Origin of the sequence: Pseudomonas sp. MWU13-2105 (assembly GCF_023242315.1) — a bacterium.
Classification (GTDB): Bacteria; Pseudomonadota; Gammaproteobacteria; order Pseudomonadales; family Pseudomonadaceae; genus Aquipseudomonas.
Genome location: NZ_JALLIY010000018.1, coordinates 75,464 through 99,069, shown reverse-complemented (window position 1 = coordinate 99,069; position 23,606 = coordinate 75,464). Strand labels below are relative to the sequence as shown.

26 protein-coding genes and 1 pseudogene are annotated in these 23,606 nt (G+C 61.0%); 12 read left to right on the top strand and 15 right to left on the bottom strand.

The window, feature by feature from the left end:
- Positions 1-16 precede the first annotated feature (16 nt).
- The gene (locus tag M5B96_RS24635) at positions 17-4,876 is read right to left on the bottom strand and encodes an NEL-type E3 ubiquitin ligase domain-containing protein (protein ID WP_248799591.1); all 4,860 of its coding nucleotides are present in this window, start codon (positions 4,874-4,876) and stop codon (positions 17-19) included.
- A 401-nt stretch (positions 4,877-5,277) separates the two neighbouring features.
- Between M5B96_RS24635 and M5B96_RS24630 the strand changes: the two genes are divergently transcribed.
- Entirely contained in the window at positions 5,278-5,505 is a 228-nt protein-coding gene (locus M5B96_RS24630) for a YheU family protein (protein WP_248799590.1), read from the top strand.
- Positions 5,506-5,508: 3 nt separating this feature from the next.
- Here M5B96_RS24630 and csrA read toward each other — a convergent pair whose 3' ends face one another.
- From csrA to M5B96_RS24615, 3 genes are all read right to left on the bottom strand, one after another.
- A complete protein-coding gene (gene csrA, locus M5B96_RS24625) occupies positions 5,509-5,709 on the bottom strand; it encodes a carbon storage regulator CsrA (RefSeq protein ID WP_248799589.1) in 201 nt (66 codons plus the stop codon).
- Between the two features lie 168 nt (positions 5,710-5,877).
- A complete protein-coding gene (locus tag M5B96_RS24620) occupies positions 5,878-6,210 on the bottom strand; it encodes a YnfA family protein (RefSeq protein ID WP_248799588.1) in 333 nt (110 codons plus the stop codon).
- 65 nt (positions 6,211-6,275) lie between these two features.
- A complete protein-coding gene (locus M5B96_RS24615; protein ID WP_248799587.1) occupies positions 6,276-7,091 on the bottom strand; it encodes an SDR family oxidoreductase in 816 nt (271 codons plus the stop codon).
- A gap of 137 nt (positions 7,092-7,228) precedes the next feature.
- On the opposite strand from M5B96_RS24615, the gene M5B96_RS24610 reads away from it, so the two are divergent.
- Together M5B96_RS24610 and M5B96_RS24605 are read left to right on the top strand one after the other, a co-directional pair.
- A complete protein-coding gene (locus tag M5B96_RS24610; protein ID WP_248799586.1) occupies positions 7,229-7,414 on the top strand; it encodes a hypothetical protein in 186 nt (61 codons plus the stop codon).
- On the top strand, positions 7,411-7,563 hold the full coding sequence (locus M5B96_RS24605; protein ID WP_248799585.1) for a DUF3309 family protein: 153 nt from the start codon (positions 7,411-7,413) through the stop codon (positions 7,561-7,563). The genes M5B96_RS24610 and M5B96_RS24605 overlap by 4 nt, the downstream gene beginning before the upstream one ends.
- Before the next feature lie 71 nt (positions 7,564-7,634).
- Here the strand turns inward: M5B96_RS24605 and speE are convergent, their stop codons facing one another.
- The 4 genes from speE to M5B96_RS24585 all read right to left on the bottom strand — a co-directional run bounded on the left by speE (position 7,635) and on the right by M5B96_RS24585 (position 9,915).
- Complete coding sequence (gene speE, locus M5B96_RS24600; RefSeq protein ID WP_248799584.1) at positions 7,635-8,510, bottom strand: polyamine aminopropyltransferase; 876 nt, start codon at positions 8,508-8,510, stop codon at positions 7,635-7,637.
- Between the two features lie 177 nt (positions 8,511-8,687).
- Entirely contained in the window at positions 8,688-8,876 is a 189-nt protein-coding gene (locus tag M5B96_RS24595) for a hypothetical protein (RefSeq protein ID WP_191488733.1), read from the bottom strand.
- A gap of 246 nt (positions 8,877-9,122) precedes the next feature.
- Positions 9,123-9,311 (bottom strand): PLDc N-terminal domain-containing protein, encoded by a 189-nt coding sequence (locus M5B96_RS24590; RefSeq protein ID WP_248799583.1) that lies wholly within the window; start codon positions 9,309-9,311, stop codon positions 9,123-9,125.
- A 73-nt stretch (positions 9,312-9,384) separates the two neighbouring features.
- Positions 9,385-9,915 carry a hypothetical protein gene (locus tag M5B96_RS24585; RefSeq protein ID WP_248799582.1) on the bottom strand — a complete coding sequence of 177 codons (531 nt, stop codon included), beginning with the start codon at positions 9,913-9,915 and terminating at the stop codon, positions 9,385-9,387.
- A gap of 271 nt (positions 9,916-10,186) precedes the next feature.
- Here M5B96_RS24585 and M5B96_RS24580 point away from each other — a divergent pair, with 271 nt between their 5' ends.
- The 6 genes from M5B96_RS24580 (at position 10,187) to M5B96_RS24555 (ending at position 15,393) form a co-directional block, all read left to right on the top strand.
- A complete protein-coding gene (locus M5B96_RS24580; protein WP_248799581.1) occupies positions 10,187-10,963 on the top strand; it encodes an ABC transporter substrate-binding protein in 777 nt (258 codons plus the stop codon).
- Between the two features lie 90 nt (positions 10,964-11,053).
- A complete protein-coding gene (locus M5B96_RS24575; RefSeq protein WP_248799580.1) occupies positions 11,054-11,743 on the top strand; it encodes an ABC transporter permease in 690 nt (229 codons plus the stop codon).
- A gap of 14 nt (positions 11,744-11,757) precedes the next feature.
- Positions 11,758-12,456, top strand: coding sequence for an ABC transporter permease (locus M5B96_RS24570; protein WP_248799579.1), 699 nt, complete (start codon positions 11,758-11,760; stop codon positions 12,454-12,456).
- Positions 12,457-12,465: 9 nt separating this feature from the next.
- A complete protein-coding gene (locus M5B96_RS24565) occupies positions 12,466-13,578 on the top strand; it encodes a succinylglutamate desuccinylase/aspartoacylase family protein (RefSeq protein WP_248799578.1) in 1,113 nt (370 codons plus the stop codon).
- A gap of 19 nt (positions 13,579-13,597) precedes the next feature.
- Entirely contained in the window at positions 13,598-14,362 is a 765-nt protein-coding gene (locus M5B96_RS24560; protein ID WP_248799577.1) for an ABC transporter ATP-binding protein, read from the top strand.
- A 122-nt stretch (positions 14,363-14,484) separates the two neighbouring features.
- Entirely contained in the window at positions 14,485-15,393 is a 909-nt protein-coding gene (locus M5B96_RS24555) for a MurR/RpiR family transcriptional regulator (RefSeq protein WP_248799576.1), read from the top strand.
- A gap of 33 nt (positions 15,394-15,426) precedes the next feature.
- Here the strand turns inward: M5B96_RS24555 and M5B96_RS24550 are convergent, their stop codons facing one another.
- On the bottom strand, positions 15,427-15,945 hold the full coding sequence (locus M5B96_RS24550) for an ankyrin repeat domain-containing protein (RefSeq protein WP_248799575.1): 519 nt from the start codon (positions 15,943-15,945) through the stop codon (positions 15,427-15,429).
- A gap of 327 nt (positions 15,946-16,272) precedes the next feature.
- On the opposite strand from M5B96_RS24550, the gene M5B96_RS24545 reads away from it, so the two are divergent.
- Positions 16,273-16,545, top strand: a complete 273-nt coding sequence (locus M5B96_RS24545; RefSeq protein ID WP_248799574.1) for a DUF3509 domain-containing protein — start codon at positions 16,273-16,275, stop codon at positions 16,543-16,545.
- Between the two features lie 78 nt (positions 16,546-16,623).
- On the opposite strand, the pseudogene M5B96_RS24540 reads toward M5B96_RS24545, so the two are convergent.
- The 6 genes and pseudogenes from M5B96_RS24540 to aroC all read right to left on the bottom strand — a co-directional run.
- A pseudogene (locus M5B96_RS24540) lies at positions 16,624-16,803 on the bottom strand (response regulator transcription factor); the annotation flags it as partial.
- A gap of 427 nt (positions 16,804-17,230) precedes the next feature.
- Positions 17,231-17,914, bottom strand: a complete 684-nt coding sequence (gene mtnC / locus M5B96_RS24535) for an acireductone synthase (RefSeq protein WP_248799573.1) — start codon at positions 17,912-17,914, stop codon at positions 17,231-17,233.
- Positions 17,915-17,943: 29 nt separating this feature from the next.
- Positions 17,944-18,489, bottom strand: a complete 546-nt coding sequence (locus M5B96_RS24530) for a 1,2-dihydroxy-3-keto-5-methylthiopentene dioxygenase (RefSeq protein ID WP_248799572.1) — start codon at positions 18,487-18,489, stop codon at positions 17,944-17,946.
- A gap of 102 nt (positions 18,490-18,591) precedes the next feature.
- Positions 18,592-19,212 (bottom strand): methylthioribulose 1-phosphate dehydratase, encoded by a 621-nt coding sequence (locus M5B96_RS24525; protein ID WP_248799571.1) that lies wholly within the window; start codon positions 19,210-19,212, stop codon positions 18,592-18,594.
- The gene (locus tag M5B96_RS24520) at positions 19,209-20,369 is read right to left on the bottom strand and encodes an MFS transporter (protein ID WP_248799570.1); all 1,161 of its coding nucleotides are present in this window, start codon (positions 20,367-20,369) and stop codon (positions 19,209-19,211) included. The genes M5B96_RS24525 and M5B96_RS24520 overlap by 4 nt, the downstream gene beginning before the upstream one ends.
- On the bottom strand, positions 20,369-21,460 hold the full coding sequence (aroC, locus tag M5B96_RS24515) for a chorismate synthase (protein ID WP_248799569.1): 1,092 nt from the start codon (positions 21,458-21,460) through the stop codon (positions 20,369-20,371). The genes M5B96_RS24520 and aroC overlap by 1 nt, the downstream gene beginning before the upstream one ends.
- A 124-nt stretch (positions 21,461-21,584) precedes the next feature.
- Here aroC and M5B96_RS24510 point away from each other — a divergent pair, with 124 nt between their 5' ends.
- A complete protein-coding gene (locus M5B96_RS24510) occupies positions 21,585-22,538 on the top strand; it encodes an alpha/beta hydrolase (RefSeq protein ID WP_412548647.1) in 954 nt (317 codons plus the stop codon).
- A 252-nt stretch (positions 22,539-22,790) separates the two neighbouring features.
- Positions 22,791-23,585: a hypothetical protein gene (locus M5B96_RS24505; RefSeq protein WP_248799568.1), complete on the top strand. Its 795-nt coding sequence runs from the start codon at positions 22,791-22,793 to the stop codon at positions 23,583-23,585.
- Positions 23,586-23,606: the final 21 nt, after the last annotated feature.

The window sequence follows — 23,606 nt, the reverse complement described above, 5'->3', positions numbered from 1 at the left end:
ACGCCCCGACGCCGACTCAGAACGGCGCGGGGTGCTCATCCAACTCGTGCTGGGTCAGCGCTTCAAGAAAACTTTGCTCCTCGGCGATGCGGGTTTCCATCAACGTCGACAAACGCCGCGCATAGCTGGCGCTGAGCATTTCCGGAGACTGGGTCAGCAACAGCTCTTCCTGGTCATGGTAGGGTTTATTGAAGCGGGTAAAGTCACGCGGGTACCTCTTTTTCAGGTAGTCGATCCAGAAATCGCGCGAAGCAATGAAGCTCCTCAGGGCCGGTGTGCGCTCGGCCTGGCGGATGCTACTGCGGGCCGCCAGGATCTGCTCCTCGGAGACATTGGCGATGGATCTGAAGAACATTTCCTTCGGCTGCCCGGGTAAATACAGCGAACGCCCCAGACCGACCCGATAGGCCAGGTTCACTTCGAGCTCATCGACCTTGCTCGATGAGGGCAGTTCGGGGCTCTCGTGCAGTGCCAGGACATGATTCCGGGCTATATCATCGATACGTTCCAGACGAAAGAGACCGCACGCCAACTTCAACAATTCCGTCGGTTCACTGCTCTTGCTCGCCAGGGCCCGGGCCAGCAACACCCGGACCTCCAGATGGCTGAAATTCCGCGCGGCGCTATCGACGCAGGTCAGCGGGTCAGCCGCCAGGTCGAACAGTTCGTTGCGCAATGCGCCGTTCTCGGCCGCTTCCGCCAGCACCTCCCAGACCCGCCGCGTCAGATCCGCGCGAACCTTCTGATACTCCGCGCTGCCGCCCAATCGCCCGAGCAACACGAAGAACTCCTCGGAACCCGCCTCTTGCCGCAAGTCCTGCCAGAGATTGCGCAAGGCGTCACGACGCTCCCCTTCCTCGATATCAGCCAGCCAACGCTGGCGCGCGCTGTACTCATCCAACGCCAGCTCCGTCTCCGGAATGCCGAAGGTGATGCCGGTTCGTGCCCGATAAGCGGCCAGCAGATTCTGATGGTCAACGGTAAAGGGGTTGTTACGCAGAATGATCCGCCGATTGATCGGCGAAGGCGCCGTGAAAACCGCACTCGACAGACTCTGGATCCGATTGTCGCGCAGATCCGCTTCGTACAGTCGAACCCGCGTCAACAACCCCGAGGGCAGGGCGTCGATTCCCGTCCCGCGCAAATGCAAACGGCGCAGGTGCGGCATCTGGCCAACATCCAGCAAGCTGATATCGAAGTTGCCGTTCAGGTTCAACACCTCAAGATTGTGCAAGCTCGACAGCGCATTGACCGAGCCCCGGGTCAGCGTGATCCGGTTGTCCTGTGCGTGCAGCTCCCTCAGCTCGCTCATGTCCGCAATGGCGTTCGGCAAGAACTCAAGCTGATTGTTGTTCAACTCGAGGACGCGCAGATTGGAAAAATGCTCGAGAAAGTCTTCGGGAATACGCTCCACCCCCATGTTCTTCAACGACAGCTCGGTGACATGATCAAAGCTGATGCCGAAGGGCAAGCCCGGCAAGCTGTCGACACGCAACCCCGCCAGACTCAGGCTGCGACCGATAACCACGCCATTCTCGTCATAGGTCCGGGGGGTTTGCCAGCGCCAGCAACGCTCGATGATCGAGGACGCCTGTTCACGGCTTTCGTCCATGCCTCCCAGCCAGGCATGCCGCCGGTGGATACTCGCCTCCCCCCCTCGCCAACCACTGAGCGTCGAACGCAGTTGGCGGAGCTCTTCCTCAAGCCCCTCAAGCCGGTTCCTGACCTGCAGGGGATCGTCGCCAAGGGCAATATAGAGGTTGCGCGCCTCCGGCTCACAGAGGTCGGGATACAGTCGGCTCAACCGCCGCAAGCCGCGTCGCGACCCATAGACACCGCCGCGCCTGACGCGCAGGCAACCGGGAACATCGTTGTTGCGCCATACCCGCGAGCGGTATTCGGACTTGCGGGCGGGGAGCCCGAGTGTCTCTTCGAGCTCGACACGGGGACGCTCCAGCAACTTGGACATCAGCAGTTTGTGCAGCAAATCGGCCTCGCCCAGCTTGACCGCCATTGCCTCCCGTTCAATCAACCGCAGGCCGCTCAGCAAGGCCGCGCTCAGGGCATAGGGGCCCTTTGCCTTCGGTCCCAGACTCAGTCCCGTGCCGTCAAAGGCCTGATAACCCCAGGTGGTCCTGACCAGGACCCGGCGCCGGGAAAAATCAAAATCGCCCATCTCGATCAACAGCGGGCCATCAAAACGATCCCGACGAATCTCCCAGCGTACATCTTTCGGCCAGCCGCCCATCGTTTTCAGCATGGACAACTGCAACCTGACGGTATCCAGACTGTCCGGATTGTTGAGAAAACCGCCTTCCAGCGCCTGGTTGACGCGAACTTCACGCAGGCTCTCGCCCATCTCTTCAATCAACTGCAAGGGCAGGCGATCGCGAGAGCCCAGGCGCTCTACCAGCACATCGTCCATCTGCCCCAGGACTTCACGCAAGACCCCGTCCGGTAAATCGGGAAAACCACGCCGCAAGCTCTGTGGCAGACCGCTATCGGTCATGCAGCACAACCTGTAGAGGCGCTGGAACACCTTGGCGTGATGCTCCCGCACATGGCTGCGCAGCACATTCTCCAACAGCGCCGGCGCCTGTTCGGTGTCTGCCCCGGGACCGAGCAGTGTCCCGCGATCCTGGATGGTCAGTTTGTTCAAGACCACCGCCAATCCATCTGTCTCGATGTCCTGGGCCTGCACAATCAACTTCTGAGGCTGTGCCGCCAGGTCCACTCCGTATTCGCGCAACGGTTTGCCCGCCCCGTCCAGCAACATGAGCGTGCGATCCTGGGGCCAGCCCTTGAGGCTCGGCAGAATCTGCAACTTCAGGTCAAGCAGGCGTGCCTCGGCCGCCGCGGGGGCATCGGCAGGCGCGAGCAGCCAGTTCAACTCGTTGTCCAGACTGAAACGCTGAATCGAGTCGGACAGCGGGGCCGGAATCGTTGCATCAGTCATATGTATCCGACGCAACAGCGGTTCGTCGAGTCGCTGAATCGACAGGATCTGCTCGATCATCTCATCGCTCAAAAAACGGACGTCAGGCCCCAGGCGACGAAACAGGTAAACCGGATCGTGCCATTGCAAGGGCCATTCGTGAACCAGCCTCCAGGCCCCCGCGCCGTTGTGCTCGAGCAAAGGCTCATAGGCCGATGCCCGGAGCGGATGCCGCAGGCGCCAGGCACCGACCGACTCATCCCGATAGGCCCGATAAGGCTCGCCGGCGATATCCAGGTAGCGATGTCCGTCGCCCGCCTCGTCACCCTGATAGAAACCCTCCAGGTCCAGCGTCCTGTCCGCAAGCGCGGGGACATCATGGCGATAGGCGTGCAGGTCAGCCTGCCACAGCCGGTAGCGACCGTCGCTCGACCTGACCGGCAGCAGGTCCTCGAAAAAGTCCGAGCGCCGTTGGAAAAAGCCCTTGATGGCCTTGCTCCCCCAGTGCATGGCCACACCCAGGGCAACCATCGTCGCGATATCCTCGGCCACCGACATCAGGTGCGTGATGGCCTCGTCACGCTCACCGCGCCGCCAATCCTCATAACCCTCATAGGTTTCCGCCAGCAGTTGCCCCACCGCTACCCCCATCATCAGCAAACCGAGCCAGGGGTTGGCGAAAGCGGCCAGGTTCAGCAGGGTCATGCCCAGCCCCAAGTGCGACAGATACCTGGCCTGGCGGGCTTCCTGGTCAATATCCTCGGTTGGGACCGCCACGATCCGTGCGTCCTCCTGCAACCTGAGGATCTGCTGCCGGTAGAGATGAGAAAACAACTCGCCACTCAGCAGTTGCGACGTCAACTGTAGGTCGGCCTCCGGGTTCAGGGACTTCGTGACCTTGCCAGCGGCATCGTGGGTCTCAAGGGTCAGGCTCTTGCGCAACCGCGCGAGGAAACCCGGCAAGTCGCGCTGGCTGACAAACGTGCAGAAAAACGCCTCATAAGCAGGCTGCCAAAGACGGCGGCACAATTCAGCCTGAAACGCCTCGAGCGAGGCGTAGAGCTTGAATCGCGTCAGTGGATCGTTGGGAATATGCACCAGCACCCGGTTTTTCACACTGTTCTGCTCGGGTGATGGCAAATTCGCCAGGGTAAACAGACACATGCCTGACAAGGTGACACCCAGTATGCGCACCTCGTAGGCCATCATCCTAGAGCCATCCGGGGCGACGTCGACATTCAACTCGATCCATTTGCAGACCTGTTTATGAGTCATGCCATCGATGTCTTTTTTCATGTAGGCGATGTAGGCATCCACCAACATATCGGCTTTCTTTTGCTGCACGATGGCGGATTCGAGACGAAACTCATTGTTATCCGCCTCCTCCCCCTCACCTTCCGGAAGATGAAAAACCTGGCACAGGTGCTGCTGGTAGCGCCTTCCCAGATCGAGCTCGCGCACCAGCTCGACAAAGGCGCTCAGGCTGATCGTTGGCAAGGGTTTCGGATTGCAGTTCAGGCTTACATGGGATAGAGGGGGGAAGCGTTCATCGGGTTCGAAGTTCTGCAACGCCGCTTCCAGCAAACTGCGGCTGGTATAGGTCATCGGGAAGAAGTGAGTGGAGCCGATCGGCGGTGGCAGTGTGGGCCAGCGATTGGCAATTTTCAGTTGATCCCGATGGATATCCAGGCCCGGACCGAATCGATCTCGCAGTGCGCGCTCCAGCACAGGCTCGCAAAACCCCCGGACGGTTTGCAGATCCTTGAGCCACTCGGACAGCTCCTCCTTGAGAAAAAGACTGCGCCGCAGGTGTTCGCGCAGGCGGGCAATATCTTCGGCGCGGGCGGTCAACAACCAGGGCGGTGCATTGCTGTTGATCACGTCTTCGTTGGCGCTGTGTTCGTTCAGGGCGGCAGGCGCAAGATGGGTAATGGCTGACATTGCAAACATCCTTTTAAATCGTCCATGTCCATCGAGGGTATCAGCCTGCCAAGGTTTTAAAATTCAAAAAAATTCATTACTTATCATCAAGTTAAATCAAATATTCAAACCCTTCGAATAGCCGGATAACACCTCCGTCGCGCAACGCGGAGCGCGACGGCACCACGGATATTGGCAAGGGCCGGGCGCAACGCCGGCCTGAGGTGATTTACTACGAGATGATTCATTCACTCGTTCCTGATTCGGGTGATCTGCCCTTGGCAGCGCACCCGCAAGGGAACACCTTCTGCGCTACCGGTGTCTGTCAGAACCCGCTGAAATGCGCGCCAGACATGTCATTAGGTAGCCCGACACGCCGTGGCGCAGTAGCATCAGGCCCCATAGCCGCCAGAGACGATTCCATGCTGATTCCCTACGAGCAACTTGAACCCGACACCCTCACCCGCCTGATCGAAGACTTCGTCAGCCGCGACGGTACCGACAACGGTGATGACACGCCCCAGGAAACCCGCGTGCTGCGTGTGCGCCAGGCACTGAGCAAGGGCCAGGCGGTGATCTTCTTCGATATCGAAAGCGAGCAATGCCAACTGCTGCCCAAGCACGCGGTACCGAAAGAGTTCTTCGAGTGATACTCAGAGAACGGTGTCGCCAGCGGGCTCCGGCTCGGCCAACTTGGTCAGGATCCGCCGATAGATTTCCGCTCGGTGCACGTTGACGTTCTTCGGTGCCTCGACACCAAAACGAACGTGATTGCCGTTGATAGCGAGAATTCGCACGGTGATGTTATCGCCGATGGAAATCATCTCGCCCACGACGCGGCTCAGTACAAGCATGGCACTCAATCCTCAAGGGTTAATGAGCGCCAAAGACTGCCCGGCCCGCCGACCGCCTTCAATGCACGCGCAGCAAATCAGCCGGCCCTGACCGACAGGGTCGATTCGCCCTACAGAATCAGATTGCTTACTCGACACAGCGGGAGATTTTACCGACGAGCATCAGACTCAGGATTGTGAAAAACGCGGTCCCAGCAGGATGATGCTCGCGCCGAGGACGCAGAGCGCGGCACCCAGCCAGTCAGAGCCCAACGGACGAATACGTTCGATCAGACCCAACCAGGCAATGGAGGCAATGATATAGATACCGCCGTAGGCCGCGTAGGCCCGACCGGCGTAGGTTGCCTCGACCTTGGTCAACAGCAGCGCGAACAGCGTCAGGCTCAACAGCGCCGGGGCGACCCACCAGGCGCTCTTGCCCAGCCGCAGCCACAACCAGAAGGCATAGCAGCCGGCAATTTCAAACAGGGCCGCGAGAAAGAACCACAGATAATTGATCACGCTCGACACTCGTCAGGATTGCACATTGCTGGCAACCCTAACCAGCCGTCGATGGGCGAGCAAGCTCAATGCGGGACTTGTTTGGCCTTGGCCCGCATCTTGTCGGCCATCACCGTCATTTCGTCATAGAGCAACTGCGGATTTTTCTGCTTGAGGGCCCAGGCCATGCGCCCCTGTTCGTGGGGCAGAATCATGAATTCGCCCAGGCCGACCTGGGTGTAGATGTAATCGGCGATATCACTGGCGCTGATCGGCGAGCTTTCCAGCAGCTTGCCGACCTGGGCTTTCATCGCCGGCGTAGGCCCGCGGAAAGAGTCCAGCAGATTGGTCTGGAAAAATGACGGGCAGACCACATGCACGCCGACTTCCTGCTGCGCCAATTCAATCAACAGGCTTTCCGATAACGCCACCACACCGGCCTTGGCCACGTTGTAGTTGCTCATGGCCGGCCCCTGCATCAGGGCCGCCATGGAGGCAATATTGATGATCTTGCCCTTGCTCTGCTCCAGCAGCGGCAGGAACGCCTTGCAGCCCTTGACCACCCCCATCAGGTTGATCGCGATCTGCCAGTCCCAGTCTTCCAGGGACAGTTCGCTGAAGAACCCGCCCGAGGCGACCCCCGCGTTATTGACGATCACATCGATGCCGCCGAACTTGACCTCGCAGGCCTGGGCGAAAGCGGTCAGTTGGCTGTAGTCACGCACGTCGCAACGCTGGGTGAAGCCGTCGCCGCCGGCTTCACGCACCAGCCGCAGGGTTTCCAGCAGGCCAGGCTCGCTGACATCCGACAGAGCCAGACGCCAGCCTTCGCGGGCCCAGCGCAGTGCGATTTCGCGGCCAAGACCGGAGCCGGCGCCAGTGATCATGATGCGATTGTGCATAGCAGATGCCTTGTGGGTTCTGAGGACGATGAGCGGCAGTGTAGCGAAGGACACTCAAAGGCCCATGCACCATCAAATTGCTGAATGCTCCAGGCAAAGTGGCGACCGAGGGGATCGTAGGGGAAGGCGCAGGTTCATTGTTCGACACCCTCAAGGAGCGAACGGTCGATCACTGGAACAATAAGGCGAAGGGGTCGCGATTGATCGGGAAAAAACTGAATTTTCTCCCCGGCGCACAAGTCGGACTTATTGAGCAGCCTGTTATTCAACAGCTGAACGTACGCGACAGCACCTCGAAAAGCACAACAAGGAAAGCACCATGAGCCTTATTCTGATCGTCATCCTGATCCTGCTGCTGGTCGGCGGCCTGCCAGTATTCCCACACTCCAGAAGCTGGGGTTATGGGCCATCGGGCATCATCGGGACAGTCCTGATCGTCCTGTTGGTCCTGTTGCTACTGGGCAGGATATGAACATTGCAGGTTGACGCCGGCTGGCGATGGCCGGGTTGACGGTCATCACCAGCGAACAGGTTACCGCCGTATCAATCGTTGCTCGGTTTGTTCACCGCCTGCAACACGTATTGCGGCAAGGCAAACGAGCCGATATGGATCTCGGGGTTGTAGTAACGAGTGACAATACCGCTACCGGCAAAACGCTGGCGCAGGGTTTCCAGCGACAACTTGCGAGATGCGGTATCCGTTGCGCCCCAAGCGAAGGTCATGGCACCGCCGATGTAGGTCGGTACCGCGGCCTGGTAGAAATGCCAGTCCGGGAACAGGCTGCGCAGGCGCCCCGCGGTGGTCTGCACTTCGGACAACTGCATGAACGGGGTGCCATTCTGGGTCACCAGGATGCCGCCTTCGTTCAGGCAGCGTCGGCAGGCCTGGTAGAAGTTTTCGGAGAACAGCACTTCGCCGGGACCGATCGGGTCGGTGGAGTCAGAGATGATGACGTCGAACTTTTCCTCGGTGGTGGCGACAAAACGCATGCCGTCGTCGATCACCAGATTCAGCCGTGCGTCATCGAACGCGCCCTTGGAGTGCTCCGGCAGGAACTGCTTGCACATGTCGACCACGGTGGCGTCGATCTCGACCATGGTGATGTGCTCGACGCCACGGTGCTTGGCCACTTCACGCAGCATGCCGCCGTCGCCACCGCCAATGATCAGCACGCGCTTGGCGCTGCCATGGGCGAAGATCGGCACATGGGTGAGCATTTCGTGGTAGATGAATTCATCAGCTTCGGTGGTCTGGATGACACCGTCCAGGGCCATGACCCGCCCCATGCGGGCGTTTTCGAAAATCACCAGATGCTGGTGCCCGGTACGCACTTCGTGCAGCAGCTTGTCCATGCGAAAGCGCTGGCCGTAGCCTTCGTAGAGGGTTTCCTGGTAGTGGGTTTCAGGCGTGTTGCTCATGGGAAGTGCTCCGGTGAATGCGAGTGGCAACGGACGATTACCCGCCCATGGCGGGCTATCGAACCGGCAATGGGCGCTAATGGCCATTACCGTGATAATCCGAGAAAGGCGCGCATTCTACGTTGCGAACGATGACAGGTCGAACCTTCCCTGGACAAAGGCCGATGGCTTCCGCACTCAGGGAACGAGATATTTGATCAGCAATGCGGTAACAGTCGACACGGTACCGACAAAACCAACGGCAATCGCGACCGGGTACCAGAATGTTTCACGAGTCATCTTCCCCGCCTCGGCATTGAGCTTGCGTTGCTCGGCGATAAGCTTGGCAATCTCGACATGGGTCTTCTCAAGCTGGGCCTGTTCCATACTCATCTCCGGCATGGGCTAATCCTTTAGCGTAGGGTTTCGGGACAGCGCTTCCCTTGAATCCAGGAGAAGCCTGGGGGCAAAGCTTCCAAACTTTTTACCCTGTTCAAACCCTAGGACTTTATCCGTATAAACACCATCAGCCCCATACAACCAAAATCGTAGGCAATTTCCGAGATGCGATCGGAATGTGCCCCCCCCCTTTGCCCCGGGTCGACACCCAGCTCAAGCGTGCATTCACCACCACTAACGCAGATTGCCGCGCGGCCCGGCAACCGCCCAGATGATCAGGCCAAGCACCGGCAGCAGGATGATCAGCAAGATCCAGAGAATCTTCATCCCGGTCTCGGCACTGCTTTTCAGCACATTGAGGATGGCCCAGATATCCAGCGCCAGGATGATCAGGCCGATCAGGCCGTTGAAAGTGGAACCCATGGTCTTGCTCCTTGGATGAGGATCTGCCCCATAGGATAGCCGCTCACCGCCAGGGTTCACTTTATTCCGGGGCTCAGACGTGCAGCGCGACCCGCAACGCTTCCAGGGATGGCGCGGCGGCAATCCCGACTTCCTCGCACAGGGCCAGTACCCGCGGTAGGTCATTGCCGTAGACCAGCACCGCCTGGAGTTCGTCGTCCAGCAACTGGCTGAAATTCACCAGCACGTAGCCGCCCATTTCCGGATTCATGCTGCTCAGTTGAACCTGGATACGGTTCAACGCGGTCAAGGCCTCGACCTTGGCCAACTGCTTGGGCTTGATGTTGAAAGGCACATCCTTGCCGAAGGACTCGACGATCCGGGCGAACAGATCCATGTAGGTATCGGCCTGGAACAGCACGGTCTCGGGCAGGCTGCCGACTACCACCCACTCGCCCAGGGGCATCGGAAAGCTGTCGTCATAGTTGATGTCCGGGTTGGCCGCCAGGAAGCCGGCCGCGTCGGCGTAAGCCTGGGTCGCCTCATCGGCGATCTGCTGGATTTCGGCCTCGCTCATGCAGCCGGAGCTGATTTTGCTGATGAGTTCGACGAGGGCGGTTTTCATGGGCAGGTCCTGCAGCGGAGAAAATGACGGCCGCGAAGGATACACCAATTCCCTCCGAGGCCGGGCCGTCCGCTCCTGAATCCCTGTCGCCAAGCCGGCGGGCGGCATTGTCACGGCAAATAATGGCATTTTTATTTTCATAAAATTGATTTATGAAATAAAACGTGTCATTTATAGCCACGACAAGATCCTGCGGGCCCACCCGCTACGCCAGCCCGGACGGCACCTCGTTCACGTTTCAGAACCGCCCCCGACAACAGGAGTCAACAATATGAACAAGACCGGACTTCTAGGTGCCCTGGCCCTCTGCGCCTTCAGCATCCCGGCCCATGCCGACGAGGACAGTCTGCGTATCGGTATCGAAGCCGCCTACCCACCCTTTTCCTACAAGACCCCGGAAGGCAACCTCGGTGGTTTCGACTACGACATCGGCAATGCCTTGTGCGCCGAGATGAAGATCAAGTGCCAATGGGTCATCCAGGAATTCGACGGGATGATCCCTTCGCTCAAGGTGCGCAAGATCGATGCGGTGTTGTCGTCGATGTCGATCACCGAGGACCGCCTGAAGTCGGTCGACTTCAGCCAAAAGTACTACCACACGCCGGGCAAGTTCGCGATGAAGGCCGGCAGCCTGATCAACGACCCGCTGGTGGATCTCAAGGGCAGGAAAGTCGGCGTGCAGCGCTCCTCCACCTACGACCGTTTCGCCACCGAACAATTGGAGAAAGCCGGCGTCGAGATCGTGCGCTACTCCTCGCAGAACGAGGCTTTTCTTGACCTGGCCTCGGGTCGCCTGGACGCCACCCTCGCCGATATCGTCAACACCGACGAGAGCTTTATCAAAACGCCCGTAGGCAAGGGCTTTGCCCTGGTCGGGCCCGATATCAACGACCCGAAATACTTCGGCCGCGGTGCCGGTATCGCCCTGCGCAAGGGCGATACGGCGAACGCCACGCGCCTGAACGCGGCCATCGACGCCATCCGCGCCAACGGCCAGTACCAACAGATACAGGCCAAGTACTTCGCGTTCGATATCTACGGCGAGTAAGTCTCCCCGTGACCTGGCGCCGGCTTGACGCGGGCGCCCTTCTCCCGCTTGTCCCGCGCGCCATCGGCGTTTCGGGCGAGGAACTTCATCATGCTTCACGGCTACGGATCGAGCATTCTCGAGGGTGCCTGGCTGACCATCAATCTGGCCCTGAGCGCCATGGCCATGGCCATTGTCCTGGGTCTGATCGGTGCAGCGTTTCGTTTATCACCGCTCAAATGGCTGGCGAGGCTGGGCGAGGGCTATACCACCCTAATCCGCGGCATCCCCGACCTGGTCCTGATTCTGCTGATTTTCTATGGTGGTCAGGATCTGGTGAATCGCCTGGCCCTTGCGCTCGGCTACACCCACTACATCGACATCGACCCGTTCATGGCCGGTGTCGGCACCATGGGCTTCATTTTCGGGGCCTATCTCTCGGAAACCTTTCGCGGCGCCTTCCTGGCCATTCACAGCGGCCAGGGCGAAGCCGGGGCGGCCTATGGCATGAGCGGTCCGCAGGTGTTCCGGCGGATTCTGCTGCCACAGATGATTCGCCTCGCCATTCCCGGCTTCACCAACAACTGGTTGGTGCTGACCAAGTCCACCGCGCTGATCTCGGTGATCGGCCTGCAGGACATGATGTTCAAGGCCAAGAACGCCGCGGATGCGACCCATGAGCCGTTCACGTTCTTCCTGGCCGTGGCGGCGCTCTACCTGATGCTGACCAGCCTCTCGCTGCTGGTGCTGCGCTACCTGGAAAAACACTATTCGGTCGGCATCAAAGCCGCCGAGCTGTGAGTGGAGAGCAACCGATGATTCTCGATTACAACGTGATCTGGCAAAACCTGCCGCTGTATCTCAGCGGTGCCTTGCTGACCCTCAAACTGCTGCTGATTGCCCTGGGCCTGGGCCTGCTGCTGGCCATCCCCCTGGCGCTACTACGGGTCTCCCGCTCGCCGCTGCTCAATTTCCCGGCCTGGTTGTACACCTATGTGATCCGCGGCACGCCGATGCTGGTGCAATTATTCCTGATCTACTACGGCCTGGCGCAGTTCGAAGCGGTGCGTCAGAGCCTGCTCTGGCCCTACCTGTCGAGTGCGACCTTTTGCGCCTGCCTGGCCTTTGCGATCAATACCAGCGCCTACAGCGCGGAATTACTCGCCGGCAGCCTGAAGTCGACGCCCAACGGCGAGGTCGAGGCCGCCCGGGCCATGGGCATGTCGCGCTTGACCCTGTACCGGCGCATTCTCCTGCCCTCGGCCTTGCGCCGGGCGCTGCCGCAGTACAGCAACGAAGTGCTGATGATGCTGCAAACCACCAGCCTGGCGTCGATCGTCACCCTCGTCGATATCACCGGCGCGGCGCGTACCGTCAGTGCGCGCTTCTATCTGCCATTCGAAGCCTTTATCACCGCCGGCCTGATCTACCTGGCCATGACCTTCGTCCTCGTCCGTCTGTTCAAGCTGGCCGAGCGCCATTGGCTGGCGTATCTGGCCCCACGCAAGCACTAAGGAACCGCCATGCAGCCAATAAACTACGTCCTGCCCTGGAGCGCCACGGGCACCGAGCGCCGACTGTCGCTGTTTCGATTCGGCAGCGGCACGCGCAAGGCCTACATCCAGGCCGCGCTGCACGCCGACGAACTGCCGGGCATGCGCGTCGCCGTCGAACTCAAGCGCCGTCTGCGCGAACTGGAAGACCAGGGGCGCCTGACCGGGGTTATCGAACTGGTGCCGATGGCGAACCCCATCGGTATCGGACAGTTGTTCCAGGCCACCCATCAGGGCCGCTTCGAGTTCTCCAGCGGGAGCAACTTCAATCGCGACTTTGTGCAACTGACTGATGCCGTGGCCCAACGGCTGGAAGGTCAGCTGGGGGCAGACGCCGCGACCAACGTCAGGTTGATTCGCGACGCCATGCTCGAGGCCATTGAGCGCCAGCCCCCGGCGACCTCGGAACTCGACGGCTTGCGTCGACTGTTATTACGCCATGCCTGTGATGCCGATGTGGTGCTGGACCTGCACTGCGACTTCGAGTCGATCATGCTGCTCTACGCCCTGCCGCAAAACTGGTCACGCCTGCGTTCCCTGGCCGCGCGCCTGGGGGCCGGGGTCGCCTTGCTGGCCGAGGATGCCGGCGGCAATGCCTTCGACGAAGCCTGCGCCAGCCCCTGGGTGCAACTGGCCCAACGCTTCCCATGGGCCAATATCCCCCTTGCCTGCATCGCCACCACCATCGAGTTACGGGGCATGGCCGACACTGATCGCGAGTCCTGTATCGCCAGCGCCGAGCAGATCCTCGGCTACCTGGCCGAACAGGGCTTGATCAGCGGTCAATGGCCGGCCGCGCCCGACCTCTGCTGTGAAGCCACGCCGTTCGCCGGCGCGCAATACGCCTATGCGCCGCATCCGGGCGTGGTCAGCTTCCTGCAACCGCTGGGCGCGCAGGTCAAGGTCGGCGACCCGTTGTTCGAAGTCATCGACCCGCTGACCGACCAGCACAGCGTGGTGACCGCCAGCACCGACGGCATCCTCTATGCGCGCGAACGCCTGCGTTTTGCCCAACCCGGCTTGTGGCTGGCCAAAGTCGCCGGTCGTACCCCGATTCGCCAAGGTCGCTTGCTCAGCGACTGACTTCAGCAGAGTGGACAACATGTACAAACTTGAAATTCAGGACCTGCACAAAAGCTACGGAGCCCACGAAGTGCTCAAGGGGGTGTCGCTGGAAGCGAAAGCCGGTGATGTAATCAGCCTCATCGGCTCCAGCGGCTCAGGAAAAAGCACCTTCCTGCGCTGCATCAACCTGCTCGAACAACCCAACGCCGGCCAGATCCGCCTCAATGGCGAACAACTCAAGCTGGTGGCCAACGCCTCGGGCGGGCTCAAGGCCGCCGAACCGAAGCAGTTGCAACGCATGCGTTCGCGACTGGCGATGGTGTTTCAGCACTTCAATCTCTGGTCACATCTGAGTGCCGTTGAAAACGTCATGGAGGCCCCGGTGCAGGTCCTCGGCGTGCCGCGCAAGGAGGCCCGGGAAAAGGCCGAACACTATCTGAACAAGGTCGGTGTGGGGCACCGTCTGAACGCCTATCCGGCGCACATGTCCGGCGGCGAGCAGCAACGTGTGGCGATTGCCCGCGCCCTGGCCATGGAGCCAGAAGTGATGCTCTTCGATGAACCGACCTCGGCGCTCGACCCGGAGCTGGTCGGCGAGGTGCTCAAAGTCATGCAGGACCTGGCCCTGGAGGGGCGCACCATGGTCGTGGTGACCCACGAAATGGGCTTTGCCAGGGAGGTCTCGAACCAACTGGTATTCCTCCACAAGGGCCAGGTCGAAGAACGCGGCAAGCCCCGTGAAGTGCTGCTCAAGCCCCAGTCCGAACGTCTCCGACAGTTCCTCTCCGGCAGCTTGAAATAACCCTCGCGTCGCGATCCAGCCGCCGCAGTGCCCTGCACGTCGACGGCTGGCTTCGGCTACACTGGCGCGCACCCCATGCCCTGGCCCCCTCCCCTCCACCCCCAGAAAATGTTGAGCCGGATATGCCGCCCCCCTCGAAGAACACTACGGTCTATGCCGCACCGGTGATGCGCAAACTAGCGGAAATCGTTGCCGACCTGCAGCCGTCGCTACGCAAGGTGGCCGACTTCATCCTCCGCCATCCCCTGAAAGCCGCCACCCTGACCATCGAGGAGATGGCACAGGCCACCGCCACCTCGCCCGCCGCGGTCAACCGCCTGGCCAAGGCGTTGAACCTGGGGGGCTACACCGGCATGAAGGCCGAACTGGTGGCGACCTTGCAACAGATGGTGTCGCCGGTGGACAAACTGCGCAACGAACTGGCGCATCGCCCCAGCGGCGCCTTTGGCCTGCATGAACAAATCGAAGGTGCGATCAGCAACCTTGGTACCGCGGGCACCAACAACCACCCCGACACCTTCGAAGCCTTTGTCAGTTGCCTGACCCAGGCTCGCAAGATCTACATCCTCGGGTTTGGCAACAGCGTCTATATGGCCGGTCTTGCAGCCTCGACGCTGATGCCCTTCTGCGCCGACGCCAGTGCCATCAGCATGGAAGGCGGCAATGAAAACGCCGCTTATCGACTGGCCGCCATCACCGACCAGGACGTTCTCCTGGCGATCTCGTTACCACGCTATTCCCTCGACACCTTGCAGCTCTCGCGGTTTGCGCATGAGCGTGGCGCCAAGGTACTGGCCATCACCGACTCCCCGGCCTCGCCCCTGACCGGCATCGCCCGGCACGTGCTCTTTGCCCCGGCCGACCATGCCGTGTTGACCAGCTCCAACATCGCGGTCCTGGCGTTGATCGAAGGTCTGGTCGCCGGGGTGATGGCGCGCAACAAGGAAGCCGTGAAACTGGCCACCGAACTGACTGAAAGCGTGATGTCCTACCTGCACATACCCGGCAACAGCAAGCCGGCGAAAAAGTGAGCGAGGCCAGCATGCGCTGTTTGCAGCAGTGTCTCAGCCGAGGACCTTCCGCAACTGCGCCGTCGTGTCCTGCGCGCCCATGGTCTGCGCCGCGGCCAGCGCGGTGACGCCGTTGGCGTCCTGCGCCCGGGGATCGGCGCCCTGGCTCAGCAGGTAATCGACAATAGCCGTGCGATTGAACATCGCCGCCATCATCAGCGCCGTGCGACCGTCCTTCGAGGTCCCTTCGACCTGGGCGCCGCCTTCGATCAGCAAGCGGACCATCTCCAGGTCCCCCTTGAAGGCCGCGCCGGCAATCGGGCTCTGGCCGTTGTCGTTTTGTATCTGCGGGTCGGCCTGGTGCTCCAGCAACACGCGCACCGCGTCGGCATGCCCGTGATAACTGGCCAGCATCAACAAGGTGTCACCTTTATGGTTACGCAGGTTTGGCGGCAGGCCTTTGCTCAACAGGGCCGCAAGCATCGGCGCATCGCCCTTGCGCGCCACATCGAACACCTGCTCGGCGAACTCGGCGGCTTCATCTTCGGTCATTTGTCGGGCCTGGTCGGACATGGGCTTCTCCTTGGCGTCGCTTGGACAGGGCTGCAAAGGCCTGCAGTTTCCCGAGCCCCCCGTGCGCTGTCATGCGTTATTTTTCAAGCGTTTCAATAGAAACAATCAATAACAGCAAGCAGGCAGCCCGACGCCAAGGCCACGCTGAACGACCGAACACCGGCAAAATGCAGGATGCACGATGGCAGTTCTTGCAAAATGCACGACGATGTAAAATCAATAAAAACATAAGCTATTGTTTTTTATTGGTTTTATTAAAAACCCATACTGGCACAATCACTGCACCTATGACTCCATGCCCTTCATGATCTAAAGGAGTCCATAGACATGAGCCTGATCCAGGAAAAATTCGCTTCGGTATTTTCCAGCTACAAGGTCACCACCCAACCGCGTCCGGATGGAGGCATTTTGCTGACCCTGCTGGGCAGCGACGGCAAGCAAGTCAGGCGATCGGTTTCCTACGCGCAATTACACACCGCGGAACAACTGACCTGGGTGATCAGCGCCATTCGCCGTGACCTCGCCAGCGAGCCCGGTGAACTGCCGTCCATTGCACTGCTGCAAAGCCAGAACCGCTTTGCACTGCCGACCTATCAGTAAGCAGCCAACCACGAGTCGAAGCATGGCAGACTGTCTGCCGCCGCTTCTGCTTGCCGCTTGCAAGTTAGCGCCGCAGCCTCAGACCAATCCACGATTCACCGCCTCACCCACGGCATGGGCCCGGTTGCTCACACCCAGCTTGTGATAGATATTGCGTAGATGAAACTTGACCGTCGCTTCGGAAACATTGCGAATAATGCTGATTTCCCAGACCGTCTTGCCCGCTCGCGCCCAGCGCAACACTTCCAGTTCCTTTTCGCTCAAGGTCTTGCTCTTTGACAGCCGGCACCGACGGGGCTTGTCCAGCACGGGCACGACGACGACGTGGGACGCCGCCTTGGAGGATTGAATAAAATCCTGTTTATTCCGTCCTCGCGAATCGGCGATATCGACCACCCGGCACGAAACCCTGTGCACGGCATCGGCCCCCAGCAGTTCGGGAACGTTCATGATTGTTTCTCCCTCTGGCTTCAATAGATCGCCCAGCCGTGACTAACGCTTATCAGCCACAGGCGAACACCCATCAAAAAACAGAGAGTTACACAGAAAGGGGATTTAACAAGCAACCACAAACACAAACAGGGATGCCCGACATTTCAACAGGCAATTTCCTACAACTTAAAGCACACAAGGCCGACTCAAGTTTTAATCAAGCCGGCCGCCCATCCTCTGTTTATCGCCTTGACTAGAGTGCCGCCAGATCAATCGCGGCAAAGTTGCTCACGTTCGGGTGGCCGGACAACTCTCCCCCCTCGCGGACCAGGCCGCAGGTGAGCATGCCGGCCTGCCGCGCGGCGTCGAGCTCTTCGACGATATCCGAGAGGAACAGGATCTGGCTCGCCGGGCAACCGATGGCTTCGCTGATATGCCGATAGGACTGGACTTCACGCTTGGGGCCGGAGGTGGTATCGAAATAGCCGCTGAACAAGGGCGACAAGTCGCCGGCCTCGGAACAACCGAAGATCAGCTTCTGTGCCTGGATCGAACCCGAGGAGTACACATACAGTGCATACCCCTGCCCGTGCCAATCCCGCAGCGCCTGGACTGCGTCCGGGTAGACATGGCCCTTGAGCTCGCCGAGCTCATAGCCCTGCTGCCAGACCATGCCTTGCAGGGCCTTGAGCGGCGTGGCCTTGCGGTCCTCGGCGAGCCAGCCGAGGAGAATCTCGATCACTCGCTCGACATCCGCCGCCGGCTCGGCGCTATCCAGCCGCACCGCCCCCAGTTGCACCGCCACGTCCGGGCGCTCGGCGTGTTGCCGGACAAACTCCGGCAGATGCCTGGCCGCATAGGGAAACAGCACGTCGAAGACGAAGCTCACGGCACTGGTGGTGCCTTCAATATCGGTGAGGATGGCTTTGATCGGCATCTCGGGTCCTTCTGGGTGGAGTGGCGGGCTCAGTCTTCGAGACGCGGGAAACGGCTGGCGATGTCTTCGCCGGTGAACTGGGCGACCCAGCCTTCGGGGTTGTTGAACAGGCGAATGGCAACGAAATGCGGATGTTCGCCCATGTCGAACCAGTGCGCAGTGCCGGCCGGAACCGAAATCAGGTCGTTCTTTTCACAGAGCACGGCATAGACGTACTCACCGATATGCAGGGTGAACAGGCCACGACCGGCGACGAAGAAACGTACTTCGTCTTCGGCATGCCGGTGCTCGTCAAGAAACTTGGCGCGCAGTTCGGCCTTCTGCGGATGATCACTGTTCAGGCTGACGACGTCGACGGTGACGTAGCCGCGCTCGGTCATCAAGCGATCGATCTGCACCTGGTACGCGGCGATCACTTCTTCCTGGCTGGCCCCGGGCTGAATCGGCGCGGCAGCCTGCCAACGGTCGAAACGCACCCCTTGCTCGGCCAGGGTCGAACTGATGTCGTCCAAGTGGGTCAGGACCTTGTTCGGGAGATCCGGGGATGAAACGTGATAAACGGACAGGCTGCTCATGGGACTCTATTCCTCGACTGGGCTCGACGTCGGCCCGCTCTAGCGGCCGCTCCGACGTAGCGGATAATCAGACAATCAACAGGCTCGTGGAAAAGCCGCCACTCAGCAAGCGCGTAGCGAACGGACTTTCAACTCACATTCAAAGAGAAACTCGAACGCTTCGATCTGGCGCAGGGCATCACTCATCCGCGCGCCCCAGGTATAGAGACCGTGCCCACGGATCAGGTAGCCGACGCAATCGGGGTGCGCGTCGAGCCAAGGCTGCACCTTGGCCGCCAGCCGCGCAATATCCTGGTCGTTGTCGAAGATCGGCACCCGTACCCGGGACTCATGGGTCGAGACCCCGGAGAAGGCCTTTTGCAGCTCATAGTCCTCGAACTCGATGAACTCGCCGGGGCTCACCCGCGACAGCACCGTGGCATTCACCGAATGGGTGTGCAACACCGCGCCGATCTCCGCTCGCCAGGCATAGAGCTGGGTGTGCAGCAGGGTTTCGGCCGAAGGTTTCTTGCCCGGCTCCAGGCTGTTGCCCGCCAGGTCGGTGGCCAGGACGTCGTCCGCGCCCAACTGGCCCTTGTGCTTGCCGGACACCGTCAGCAGCGCCTGGCTGGCCGACAGGCGGGTCGAATAATTGCTGCTGGTGGCCGGCGACCAGCCGCGACCATACAGAAAACGCCCGGCCTCGACGATTTCCAGGCTCAATTGTTCACGGGTCAGGCTCATGGCCGCTCCTCTTGCATGCGTGTGGCAATGATAATGGCCGCGGCCAAGGCCGCGAGGCTGGCGATACTGAAAGTCCAGGTCGGCCCCAGGCTGTTCCAGCTGTAGCCGGCATACAGCGCACCCAAGGCCCCGCCGGTGCCGGCCAGTGCGGCGTACAACGCCTGCCCCTGGCCTTGCTGGCGCGCGCCGAAGCTACGTTGCACGAAATGGATGGCAGCGGCGTGAAAGCTGGCGAAGGTTGCCGCGTGCAGCACTTGCGCGAACAGCAATACCGCCAGGTGATCGGCCAACGCCCCCAGCAACAGCCAGCGCACGGCGGCCAGCAGGAAACTCGCCAGCAGCACCCGGCGCACCGAAAAACGCCCGAGGATCCGGCTCATGGCCAGGAACATCAGCACTTCCGCCACCACCCCCAGCGCCCAGAGCATACCGATCAGCCCGCGCGTGTAGCCGAGGCTTTCCAGGTGCAGGGTCAGGAAGGTGTAGTACGGACCATGGCTCATCTGCATCAGCGCGACGCAGGCATAGAAAGCCAGCACCCCGGGACTGCGCAGCTGGCGCAGAAAACCTTCGCCGGGCACTCGCGGTCCCTGGCTCGGCGGCTGGGCATTGGGGACCCAGGCGCTGCTCAGGACGATACCGGTCATGATCAGCACGATCGCCAGCGGGTAGATATCCAGGCTCAACGCCTCGAACAGGTGCCCGAGCGCGACCACCGTGAGAATGAAACCGATGGAGCCCCACAGGCGGATCTGGCTATAGCGTGCCGCTTGTCCCTGGACCTTCAGATGGGCCAGGGTGATGACCTCGAACTGCGGCAACACCGCATGCCAGAAAAAGGCATGCAGGGCCATGACCAATGCCAGCCAGCCATAGCTTTTGTCGAAGAAAATCAGCGAAAACGCCAGCAGGGTGCAGACGGCGCCGAAACGCACGATCGCCAGGCGCCGACCACTGTAGTCGCCCAGCCAGCCCCAGATATTCGGCGCCACGCAGCGCATCAGCATGGGAATTGCCACCAGCTCGCCAATCCGCGCCGGGGCAAACCCCAGATGATGGAAGTACAGCGCCAGGAACGGCGCCGTTGCTCCCAGCAACGCGAAGTAGAACAGATAGAAGCTGGACAACCGCCAGTAAGGGAGCGGCGCCCCCGGCATTACAGTTGGCCCAGTACCGGGGTGCTGACCCGCACGTCCGCGTTCTGTCCACGGTGGCGCAGCAGGTGGTCCATCAACACGATGGCCATCATCGCTTCGGCGATCGGAGTGGCGCGGATGCCCACGCAAGGGTCGTGGCGGCCCTTGGTGATCACGTCCACCGGGTTGCCGTGAATATCGATGGAACGCCCCGGCGTGGTGATGCTCGAGGTGGGCTTGAGGGCCAGGTGCGCGACAATCGGCTGACCGGAGGAAATCCCACCGAGAATGCCGCCGGCATTGTTGCTGAGGAAACCTTCGGGGGTCAGCTCGTCGCGATGTTCAGTGCCGCGTTGGGCCACGCAGGCAAAACCGGCGCCGATCTCGACGCCCTTGACCGCGTTGATGCTCATCAGCGCATGGGCCAGTTCGGCATCCAGGCGGTCGAAGATCGGCTCGCCGAGGCCAGGCATCACGCCCTCGGCGATTACGGTGATCTTCGCGCCGACCGAATCCTGGTCCCGTCGCAGTTGGTCCATATAGGCTTCCAGCTCGGGCACCTTGTCCGGATCGGGGCAGAAAAAGGCATTCTGCTCCACTGAATCCCAGGTCTTGAACGGGATTTCGATGGGGCCCAGCTGGCTCATGTAGCCGCGGATGACGATACCCTGGCTGGCCAGGAACTTCTTCGCAATGGCGCCGGCGGCCACGCGCATGGCGGTTTCCCGGGCGGAACTGCGACCGCCGCCGCGATAATCGCGCTCACCGTACTTGTGGTGGTAGGTGTAGTCGGCGTGGGCCGGGCGGAACAGGTCCTTGATCGCCGAATAATCCTTGGACTTCTGGTCGGTGTTGCGGATCAGCAGGCCGATGGCGCAGCCGGTGGTGCGGCCTTCGAAAACCCCCGAGAGGATCTCCACTTCGTCGGCTTCCTGGCGCTGGGTGGTGTGGCGACTGGTACCCGGCTTGCGGCGGTCGAGGTCACGCTGCAGATCGTCCAGGGACAGCTCGAGACCCGGAGGGCAGCCGTCGACAATGGCGACCAACGCCGGGCCATGGCTTTCGCCTGCGGTGGTGACAGTGAACAGTTTGCCGTAGGTATTGCCGGACATGCAGGGCGCTCCGCGAATCGGGTCTTGATCAAGCGTGCCAGTATACGCGGGCTATCCCTGTAGTTCATCCTCGAACCTTATCCTCGGTTGCGAGTCGAACCGACACTCTGTAAATGATGGCGTGATGATGCTCCGATTGATTCTGCTGGCCCTGACCCTGTTCACCGCTATTGCCCAAGCCTCCGTACTGCAACAGCCCATCACCCTCGACACCGGCAGCGGCGAGCTGTTCGGCTCGCTGCTGTTGCCGCGCTCCGACGCGCCGGTACCGGTGGTGCTGATCGTTGCGGGCTCCGGCCCCACCGATCGGGACGGCAACAACCCCGACGGCGGGCGCACCGACAGCCTCAAGCGCCTGGCCTGGGTGCTGGCCAGTCACAATATCGCCAGTGTGCGCTTCGACAAGCGCGGCGTGGCCGCCAGCCTCGCCGCCGCCCCCGACGAACGCACCCTGAGCATCGAGGGCTATACCGCGGATGTCGTGGCCTGGGGCGAGAAACTCAAGGCCGACCGGCGTTTTGGGCCACTGATCCTGCTCGGCCACAGCGAGGGCGCGCTGATCGCCACCCTGGCGGCGCCCAAACTGGACGCCGCGGCGCTGATCAGTGTCGCCGGCAGCGGCCGTCCGGTAGACAGCGTGCTACGCCAGCAACTGGCCAATAACCTGCCGCCGAGCTTGATGCAGCGGGCCAACGAACTGCTCGACAGCCTGAAGGCCGGGCGCCCGGACAACAACATCCCCGCACCGCTGATGCCGATTTTCCGCCCCAGCGTCCAGCCTTACCTGATCAGTCTGTTTCACCAGGACCCGGCGGCGGCCTTCGCCCGCCTGAAGATACCCGCACTGATTGTCCAGGGCCGCAACGACATCCAGGTCGGTGTCGGCGATGCCCAGGCGCTGAAGGCCGCCAAGCCGGATGCGCAGCTTGTCCTGATCGGCGGCATGAACCATGTGCTGCGCATCGTTCCCGAGGACCTCAAGAGCCAACTGGCCTCCTACCGGGACCCGCGACTGCCCCTCGCCGCCGAACTGGGCAGTCGGATCCTGGCCTTTATTGACGGGTTGCCGCGCCACTGAATATCCGGCTTGGGCCGCCAAAAGCTTCGCGGGCAAGCCCTGCTCCTACAGGTTTATGGCGTGTGCAAAGTTTGTGTTCGACACTGGACTGTAGGAGCAGGGCTTGCCCGCGAAGAGGCCTTCAAGACCGGCAGAGGAGCGGCGCCAGGCACAAGGACACTTTCCGCTCCAGTCCTGCCAAAAACTGCCGATAAGCCATTGCCGGTACCGATATTGTGACCGGCAAGCTGGATACGGACAGGATCTTGCCGAATGACTGATACCCAAGCCTCACCCGAAAGTACCGCCGAAGCCGCCGAAGCCACGCCAGTGGAACTGCCGTGGGCGGACGTCCAGGCCGAGCACTTCAAGCTGCTGCGCCTGGCGCCGCTGACCACTGACCGTGCCACCGGGGCCCGCCCGCTGCGCTTTGTCCAGTTCGGCTATGCCGAGCGGCACAGCAAGGAACGCAGCCTGCTGCGCCTGGAGATTCAACTGCCGGGACAACGGGTGCGCAAGGAACAGAACCATCTGGACATGTGGGTCGACCACAGCACCAAGCGCGTGCACTTCGGACCGGAAAGCGGCTTGCAGGTCGAACCGGCGAATCGCGGTATCGGGCGTTTCCTGGCCGCCCAGGCCGCGATCTGGGCACAGAAGAAGTGGTCACACTACTGCGTTGATGGCGCCACCCTGCAAAACAAGGACGCCTTGAACGAGGACACCCGCCTGCGCCGCGATCACTTCCTGAAGGTCCAGGGTTACCAGGTCGAGTACGCGGATGCGCCGCTGCACCTCAAGGGTAGCTACAAGGATGTGCAGGTCGGCGAACTGCGTATTCAATGGAACACCGAAAAGCTGCAATTCGTCGAAATACTCGAAGCGGCGCAGATGCTGCAAACCGCCGAGCAGAACCTGCTGGAACAGGAAGTGAAGCTGCGCCAGCAGGAAGAACGCGTGAGCAAGTTCAAGCGTGAAGACACCGGCTTGCGCTTCACCATCACCTGCCTGGTGGCCTTTGCGATGTTCCAGGCCGGCTTGCTGATCTGGATCGCGACCCGACACTGAACCTTGCGGCGCCCGGCAAGG

Bases quoted from the DNA above. Each gene is read 5' to 3' on its own strand.
- M5B96_RS24530 (WP_248799572.1), bottom strand. From the start codon at position 18,489: ATGAGCAGCCTGTCCGTTTATCACGTTTCATCCCCGGATCTCCCGAAC.
- M5B96_RS24565 (WP_248799578.1), top strand. From the start codon at position 12,466: ATGCAGCCAATAAACTACGTCCTGCCCTGGAGCGCCACGGGCACCGAG.
- M5B96_RS24615 (WP_248799587.1), bottom strand. From the start codon at position 7,091: ATGCACAATCGCATCATGATCACTGGCGCCGGCTCCGGTCTTGGCCGC.
- M5B96_RS24570 (WP_248799579.1), top strand. From the start codon at position 11,758: ATGATTCTCGATTACAACGTGATCTGGCAAAACCTGCCGCTGTATCTC.
- M5B96_RS24585 (WP_248799582.1), bottom strand. From the start codon at position 9,915: ATGAAAACCGCCCTCGTCGAACTCATCAGCAAAATCAGCTCCGGCTGC.
- M5B96_RS24595 (WP_191488733.1), bottom strand. From the start codon at position 8,876: ATGGAACAGGCCCAGCTTGAGAAGACCCATGTCGAGATTGCCAAGCTT.
- M5B96_RS24560 (WP_248799577.1), top strand. From the start codon at position 13,598: ATGTACAAACTTGAAATTCAGGACCTGCACAAAAGCTACGGAGCCCAC.
- csrA (WP_248799589.1), bottom strand. From the start codon at position 5,709: ATGCTTGTACTGAGCCGCGTCGTGGGCGAGATGATTTCCATCGGCGAT.
- M5B96_RS24505 (WP_248799568.1), top strand. From the start codon at position 22,791: ATGACTGATACCCAAGCCTCACCCGAAAGTACCGCCGAAGCCGCCGAA.
- speE (WP_248799584.1), bottom strand. From the start codon at position 8,510: ATGAGCAACACGCCTGAAACCCACTACCAGGAAACCCTCTACGAAGGC.
- M5B96_RS24520 (WP_248799570.1), bottom strand. From the start codon at position 20,369: ATGCCGGGGGCGCCGCTCCCTTACTGGCGGTTGTCCAGCTTCTATCTG.
- mtnC (WP_248799573.1), bottom strand. From the start codon at position 17,914: ATGCCGATCAAAGCCATCCTCACCGATATTGAAGGCACCACCAGTGCC.
- M5B96_RS24590 (WP_248799583.1), bottom strand. From the start codon at position 9,311: ATGGGTTCCACTTTCAACGGCCTGATCGGCCTGATCATCCTGGCGCTG.
- M5B96_RS24555 (WP_248799576.1), top strand. From the start codon at position 14,485: ATGCCGCCCCCCTCGAAGAACACTACGGTCTATGCCGCACCGGTGATG.
- M5B96_RS24635 (WP_248799591.1), bottom strand. From the start codon at position 4,876: ATGTCAGCCATTACCCATCTTGCGCCTGCCGCCCTGAACGAACACAGC.
- M5B96_RS24605 (WP_248799585.1), top strand. From the start codon at position 7,411: ATGAGCCTTATTCTGATCGTCATCCTGATCCTGCTGCTGGTCGGCGGC.
- M5B96_RS24550 (WP_248799575.1), bottom strand. From the start codon at position 15,945: ATGTCCGACCAGGCCCGACAAATGACCGAAGATGAAGCCGCCGAGTTC.
- M5B96_RS24630 (WP_248799590.1), top strand. From the start codon at position 5,278: ATGCTGATTCCCTACGAGCAACTTGAACCCGACACCCTCACCCGCCTG.
- M5B96_RS24545 (WP_248799574.1), top strand. From the start codon at position 16,273: ATGAGCCTGATCCAGGAAAAATTCGCTTCGGTATTTTCCAGCTACAAG.
- M5B96_RS24575 (WP_248799580.1), top strand. From the start codon at position 11,054: ATGCTTCACGGCTACGGATCGAGCATTCTCGAGGGTGCCTGGCTGACC.
- M5B96_RS24510 (WP_412548647.1), top strand. From the start codon at position 21,585: ATGATGCTCCGATTGATTCTGCTGGCCCTGACCCTGTTCACCGCTATT.
- M5B96_RS24525 (WP_248799571.1), bottom strand. From the start codon at position 19,212: ATGAGCCTGACCCGTGAACAATTGAGCCTGGAAATCGTCGAGGCCGGG.
- M5B96_RS24580 (WP_248799581.1), top strand. From the start codon at position 10,187: ATGAACAAGACCGGACTTCTAGGTGCCCTGGCCCTCTGCGCCTTCAGC.
- aroC (WP_248799569.1), bottom strand. From the start codon at position 21,460: ATGTCCGGCAATACCTACGGCAAACTGTTCACTGTCACCACCGCAGGC.